Annotated in this window: 10 protein-coding genes; 8 read left to right on the plus strand and 2 right to left on the minus strand. The window is 34.2% G+C overall.

Annotated elements, in window-relative coordinates:
• The first annotated feature begins 197 nt into the window (after window positions 1–197).
• The 4 genes from FTU83_RS16730 to FTU83_RS16745 all read left to right on the plus strand — a co-directional run bounded on the left by FTU83_RS16730 (window position 198) and on the right by FTU83_RS16745 (window position 1,709).
• Window positions 198–620 (plus strand): hypothetical protein, encoded by a 423-nt coding sequence (locus FTU83_RS16730; protein ID WP_004676061.1) that lies wholly within the window; start codon window positions 198–200, stop codon window positions 618–620.
• Window positions 617–943 carry a hypothetical protein gene (locus tag FTU83_RS16735; RefSeq protein WP_004676063.1) on the plus strand — a complete coding sequence of 109 codons (327 nt, stop codon included), beginning with the start codon at window positions 617–619 and terminating at the stop codon, window positions 941–943. The genes FTU83_RS16730 and FTU83_RS16735 overlap by 4 nt, the downstream gene beginning before the upstream one ends.
• A gap of 181 nt (window positions 944–1,124) precedes the next feature.
• Window positions 1,125–1,427 (plus strand): type II toxin-antitoxin system RelE/ParE family toxin, encoded by a 303-nt coding sequence (locus FTU83_RS16740; protein WP_000286964.1) that lies wholly within the window; start codon window positions 1,125–1,127, stop codon window positions 1,425–1,427.
• Window positions 1,428–1,709 carry an addiction module antidote protein gene (locus FTU83_RS16745; protein ID WP_000985609.1) on the plus strand — a complete coding sequence of 94 codons (282 nt, stop codon included), beginning with the start codon at window positions 1,428–1,430 and terminating at the stop codon, window positions 1,707–1,709. It begins immediately after the preceding gene.
• 162 nt (window positions 1,710–1,871) lie between these two features.
• Here FTU83_RS16745 and FTU83_RS16750 read toward each other — a convergent pair whose 3' ends face one another.
• Entirely contained in the window at window positions 1,872–2,141 is a 270-nt protein-coding gene (locus FTU83_RS16750; protein WP_039048204.1) for a hypothetical protein, read from the minus strand.
• Window positions 2,142–2,323: 182 nt separating this feature from the next.
• Here FTU83_RS16750 and FTU83_RS16755 point away from each other — a divergent pair, with 182 nt between their 5' ends.
• On the plus strand, window positions 2,324–2,620 hold the full coding sequence (locus tag FTU83_RS16755; RefSeq protein WP_005175534.1) for a type II toxin-antitoxin system RelE/ParE family toxin: 297 nt from the start codon (window positions 2,324–2,326) through the stop codon (window positions 2,618–2,620).
• A 1-nt stretch (window position 2,621) separates the two neighbouring features.
• Complete coding sequence (locus FTU83_RS16760; protein WP_004969304.1) at window positions 2,622–2,912, plus strand: addiction module antidote protein; 291 nt, start codon at window positions 2,622–2,624, stop codon at window positions 2,910–2,912.
• Between the two features lie 89 nt (window positions 2,913–3,001).
• Here FTU83_RS16760 and FTU83_RS16765 read toward each other — a convergent pair whose 3' ends face one another.
• Window positions 3,002–3,580 carry a hypothetical protein gene (locus FTU83_RS16765; RefSeq protein WP_180107401.1) on the minus strand — a complete coding sequence of 193 codons (579 nt, stop codon included), beginning with the start codon at window positions 3,578–3,580 and terminating at the stop codon, window positions 3,002–3,004.
• Between the two features lie 177 nt (window positions 3,581–3,757).
• Between FTU83_RS16765 and FTU83_RS16770 the strand changes: the two genes are divergently transcribed.
• Complete coding sequence (locus FTU83_RS16770) at window positions 3,758–4,261, plus strand: hypothetical protein (RefSeq protein WP_180107399.1); 504 nt, start codon at window positions 3,758–3,760, stop codon at window positions 4,259–4,261.
• A gap of 39 nt (window positions 4,262–4,300) precedes the next feature.
• Window positions 4,301–4,705: a hypothetical protein gene (locus tag FTU83_RS16775; protein ID WP_180107397.1), complete on the plus strand. Its 405-nt coding sequence runs from the start codon at window positions 4,301–4,303 to the stop codon at window positions 4,703–4,705.
• Window positions 4,706–4,875 lie beyond the last annotated feature (170 nt).

Consider the following 4,875-nt stretch of genomic DNA (forward strand, 5'->3'; position numbering starts at 1 on the left):
AATTAATTTGATGGCTTCAGCTTTAAATTCTGTGGTGTAAGTCTTGTGTTTCTTGCTCATGGTAAACTCCTGATGAGTGTGTTTAGTTTACCAAGTTAAAACCTCCTGTTTTTTCAGCACACATCAATTTTTAATCAGAGCCTTTTGGAATAATTTGCTTTAATTTCTCTATTACTCTCTCAAAAAATTCCTTTAATATGAAAAGATTAGAATTTATTTTATTAAGTTTACTTGCAGCCTGCAGTCCAGTTACAGAAAAAATTGAATCAAATATAGTTGTTCCACGTATTCAATATACGGGGGGAGCAGATAATGCAAGTTATAGTGAGGCTAAGCTTATTAGGGAAGGTAAATGCCTATACCTAGAACATGCTGATGGCTCTAAAGTTCTGCCAATTTTTGCTACAAAAACTCTAGATTGGGATACGGAAACTAAGAGCCTAAAAGTAGATTCGGATACTTATTTTTTAGGTGATAAAGCAGCATATGGAGGCGGAGAATCCTATCCTCTAGAAAAAAATAATTATTCTTGGATAACTGAAGTAGATCATAGCTGTGATACCTCAAAAGTTATAGTTATTAATCGACTCATAAGACCAATTGAAGAACTACCAAAATGAAGAATAGCCTATTTTACTGTCTTACATTAGTTCTACTTATAGGATGCCAGCCATTTGAAAAGGATGGATATATTTTTATTAAAAATCAGACTGATTATCCAATTACAGACCTTAAAGTAACTTATATTAGTGCTCAAAAAACTTATAGCTTAGGTACTCTTTATCCTTATTCAGAATATAAATACGCCATCAATTACGAGCGGCACAATGAGGATTCAATAATCTTTTCATATTTAGATAAAAATCATAAAAAGATTAATCAAGAAGTAGCTACGTATGCAGCCAAATATGATAGGAAAAGTTATGAAATAGTTATTCAATAGAATATAAATTACAATTACTAATTGAACGAAAAAACTTCAATTTGAAATTTCAAAAACTTGATTTTCCCACTAAACAACTATCCATTTAACATAGTGGTTGTTATACGAAATTCACCGTTTCGAGCCCCAAATATCAAGTTTATTTCTTGCATAAATGTATCCTATAGGATACATTCTACTTATGTACTCAATATATACCACTGAAGTCTTTGATGACTGGTTCACCAAGTTAAAAGACCAGCAGGCAAAAAGACGCATACAAGTCCGAATTGATCGGGTTGAAGATGGAAACTTTGGAGATACTGAGCCGGTCGGTGAAGGTGTTTCTGAATTACGTTTCTTCTTTGGGCCAGGCTATAGGATTTATTACTGCAAGCAAGGGCAAAGGGTTGTTATTCTTTTAGCAGGCGGAGATAAGTCTACGCAAAGTAAAGATATAAAACTTGCCCTGCAATTGGCACAAGATTTAGAGGAGGAGCTATAAATGGCTATTAAACTTCGCAAATGGGACAGTGCTGAGCATCTTAAAACAGAGGATGATATGCAGGCTTACTTACAAGCATGTATTGAAGAATCTAATGGCGATGCCGCATTCATTGCAAAGGCTTTAGGTAACATTGCAAAAGCTAAAGGAATGGCTCAATTATCACGAGATACAGGCTTAGGCCGAGAAAGTCTTTATAAAGCACTTTCTGGTGATGTTAACCCTAGTTTTGATACTGTGATTAAAGTTGTAAAAGCACTGAATTTACGCTTAGCAATTTAAAAAAAGTTATTAAAAAATGGAGCGTTAGGCTCCATTTTTTTTTTAATTTCGTATAAGGTGTATTATGTTAATTTTAGGAAAACTTAAGAGACTGTAAATAAAACTGTGTAAACGCTTAAACTATCGTTAAAAGTGTCATTCTAGGTATTCCATTAAATATGGTCATAGCTTATTTATGATTTCACAATCTTTATTTAATCGGCGAATTGATCTGATAAATTTTTTCGGGTCATCAATGCACAGCGGTTGTTCCTGACCATCACGTAAAATTATATACTCGTCTAATTTTTCATAATGCACAGCGGCAACTGGTACGCCTTTATTTTTTTTGTTGAACTCATGATGATTGCCAGGTACTAGTTCCGCATAGGTAAAAATAATCTTATCCGCAATACGAATATAGCTGGCGCTTGTTTTTGACATTCTTGACATATAAAAACCTCCATAGGTGTGAAATTAATATACAACTATTTTACAACTAATTTACAACTATTTCAAGGCTTTTTTAATCACTTAACATAATGGCGATTATAAGAAATTAATGGATGTCCATATAGATTACTTGCATATTGTATTCGATCGAATACAATATGGTGAGAAAACAAGGAATCCTCATGATTGAAATTAAACGTCTGCCAGAGTTTGATGAATGGTTGGATGGCATTAAAGACAATATGACCCGTATTCGCCTGAATCGTAGATTGGATAAGGTTCAACGTGGAAATTGGGGAGACATTAAGCCTCTTCAAGATGGCGTTTGGGAAATGAGAGAGTTCTTCGGTGCTGGATGGAGAATGTATTACATCCAACATGGTGACGTAGTGATTGTAATGCTTGGTGGAGGAGATAAATCGACTCAACAACAAGATATCGATCGTGCAGTCAAATTATCGAAAACATTGGAGGATTAAAATGGTTAAAGTCGCTGATTTACCAAGTTTTGATATGGCTGAGTCGCTCAAAACTGAAGAAGACATTGTGATGTATCTCAATATGGTTCTTGAAGAGAATGATCCAGCTGAATTAGCCCATGCACTTGGCGTTATTGCTAAAGCTCGTGGCATGACTCAAATCGCTAAAGAAGCAGGGATTGGACGTGAGGCACTCTACAAAGCCCTACGTCAGGATTCAGCACCACGTTTTGATACGATTAATCGTGTTGTGAATGCTTTAGGCCTAAAACTCACAGTACAACATGCCTAAGACTTTAAAAAATATAGTAAAAATGGGAGCTAAAGGCTCCCGTTTTTAGATTCGTATAACGTGTATTATGTTAATTTTAGAAGATCTTATCAAAACTCAATTTTTATCGTGACATTTTCTTTAGGTACTTTTGCTACTTCTGCGATTTTTTTACGGGCTTCATCAATTAGATCTGGCAATGCTAGAGATGAAAAATTTAATATTGAAACTGAATCACTTTCTTCATGCTTTTCAGCGATTTCCCATGTTAAATCATCAAGTTGAATCTCAAATAAGTCCAATACATCTTGAGTACTCTCATATTTAATTGGATTCTGCTGTGCTTTTTCTGCTTTTCCACCTAACGTTAATCTTTTCCATGCATTCTTAAAGATTTCAGTATTAGGTAAAATTGCATATTCAGATACTTGGATAAACTTTCTGCCATTATCTAAAGTCTCTACGCCTTTGATTTTTCCAATATAGAACGCTTGGCCACGTTCAATATCAGTATCTAGTTCACCATAGTGATATCTATTTTTATCATTATGGACACATAGTAAGTACTCAGCCTTAGACAAAGTTGCAATATTTGCTGTCCAATCACCACTTCCTTTCTTATGTATCAGTGCTGATTTTGGTTCTGATGTAAAAACTATGACTGTTTGATCTTTATATTTCCGACTCATAAAAACACCAACTTCAAAAGAAAAATAAAATGATTTTAATTAATATACAACATTATAAATATAAAGAACAATGGATAAAAATTATTTTAAAAGAATAAATTGATTTTTTTATACTTGTAGTTTAGTATCTACAACACAAGAAAGCCAAACAACAAATGGTTAAAAAGAGGGTAAGTTATGTCATCAGTTAATAAAATCAATGAATTATTACGCAAAATTCAAGAAGGTATTTACTCGCAACATCAACTTAATGTGCTTTATAAAAATGCCGTTGATAAGAACAAACCAGAGGTTCAATTAGCTGTGCAAGATGCGCTCCGTCAGATAGGTGGAAGCCAATACACTAAAAAGTTTCTACAGCCGATTCGTTCAAAAGTTCAAGATTTAGTACATGAAATAGCCGCAAATAATGAATGGCTAAAATTCGACAGCAATCAGGTCAAGAACGGTCTGAAAGTTGGTGGAGGAATGATGCGGGGAGATGCTATCGCACAATATTATATTTCATGCAAACAACCTGGTTGGAAAAGATCAGTTTCCTTTGCAGCTACACAAACAGATGAGAATAGTGAGATTTTTTACTCTGTGGCATCACCAGGTCTTATGGAAGAAATTCACTTGCACAATGCTGAGGATGCAATCGAGTTATTCAAAAATGAATTACAAGAACATATGAAATAATTAACTCTCCCCCTAACACCTAGATATAAGGGAACTAAAATGCCAAGAATTCTAAAACATATTGATCAAATTGCTCGAGAAAAAAACAGAGATGTGCTTTTCGTTGCTTTTGATAATGAAATCTATGAGGGCTATGATTATGAAGAATGGGTTAGTAGAACACAATTAATACAGTGGTTGGAAAGCCATAAAATTAGTTATATTGAATGCTTTCATATGGCAAATGAAAACTATATGGAGTCTTATCGAGGAGAAATATATATAGATGTTCCTTATGATGAAAACAATCCGACTTATATTCAAGTTAAGGATCATCTAGAAAATTCTGATGGTAGCCCCCGTATCCAAGGTGTTCTTTTTTATTTGCTTCCGTTAGAAATCGCCATGAAGAACAAGCACCATGATGAACCAGGTTTTTGGGATAAATGGGCTGAAAATTTCTAACTTAGTGTGCTATTTAACATAATGGCTGTTATACGAATTGAACGTGTAACTCCAAAATAGAAATGTCCGGTTTCTCCAAAGTAAAAATGTCCGCTTTTAGAATATGCACTTTTGCAATTTCGTTAGCGGACGGTTTGATATGTTGGTGTCTATGTCGGATAAAGAACTTA

The organism is Acinetobacter sp. YH12152 (assembly GCF_013418285.1).
Classification (GTDB): Bacteria; Pseudomonadota; Gammaproteobacteria; order Pseudomonadales; family Moraxellaceae; genus Acinetobacter; species Acinetobacter amyesii.